We start from the raw sequence: 941 nt of genomic DNA, 5'->3' as shown, positions 1-941 counted from the left end.
GATAGATCAGACGTTGACGGTACAGCGGCAAATGATCGGCATACTTCGATACCAGCACATGGCTGAGCAATTCAGGTGAAGCAATGCCTTTATCAATCACATAGGCGGGCATCGCTTGCTGAGTCAGGGTGTCACACTGATCACAGACCCATTTGCCACGGACATGCTGTTCCTTGTAGAACTGTGCCGGTCTGAAATGCAGTTTTTCACTGATATCTTCGCCGATACGACGTAACTGGCAGCCACAACTGCATTGGGTTGATGCAGGTTCATGCTCAATACGGATGGTGTGTAGATGATCGGGCAGCAGTCGACGTTTAGGTTTGTTGACTGTGGCTTTGTGTGTCGCTGCATCAGTTTTATCTGCATTCAGCCGTTCCAGTTCCAGATCAACAGCGGCAATATCTTCTTCGACCGCTTCATCCCAGAGATGGATTTGTTTTGCGGTGAGATGTTCGTTTTTACTGTCGAATTTGTGCTTTTTAAACAGCGCAAGTTCATGCTCGTATTTTTGATTGAGAATGGAAAGATGCTGAACTTTGGCATCTAATTGCAGATTGGATACTTCAAGATGCTGAACTTTGGCATCTAATTGCTGGTTTGATTGTGCCAGAGACTGATGTTGCATTGCCAACTGTCTAGTAAATTCCAGCAGTTGTTCATGGGTCAGTTGGCTTAAATCAGGCAGTGTATTCATGACCGCAGTATGCCTGAGGTCATGAGAAGAATGAAATAGAACGTTTGGAGAATAGCAGAATGGACCAAGCTAGTTTAGAGCATTGTGACCACTTGCTGTCGTCCAATGCGCTGCCAAGGCAAACCTTGGATTAATGCCTGTAACTGTTCCGGGCTGAGGGCCACGGTTTCACCTTGGTGAACTTGAGCCCAGTGAAATTTACCCTGTTCCAACCTCCGGGCACACAGCCAGATACCCAGCCCAT

Annotated in this window: 2 protein-coding genes; both read right to left on the bottom strand. The window is 47.0% G+C overall.

Going from position 1 to position 941, the window contains the following annotated elements; translation table 11 throughout:
* Positions 1-697 (bottom strand): IS66 family transposase zinc-finger binding domain-containing protein (locus GBN19_RS15440; RefSeq protein ID WP_151778704.1); only part of this gene is annotated, 697 nt, incomplete at its 3' end.
* A gap of 74 nt (positions 698-771) precedes the next feature.
* On the bottom strand, positions 772-924 hold the full coding sequence (tnpB, locus tag GBN19_RS16380; RefSeq protein ID WP_179988708.1) for an IS66 family insertion sequence element accessory protein TnpB: 153 nt from the start codon (positions 922-924) through the stop codon (positions 772-774).
* Positions 925-941: the final 17 nt, after the last annotated feature.

Source organism: Acinetobacter brisouii (assembly GCF_008993995.1).
In the GTDB taxonomy this organism is placed as follows: Bacteria; Pseudomonadota; Gammaproteobacteria; order Pseudomonadales; family Moraxellaceae; genus Acinetobacter; species Acinetobacter brisouii_A.
Note: the sequence above shows the minus strand (reverse complement) of the source record. Positions and strands in the feature narration are given on the sequence as shown.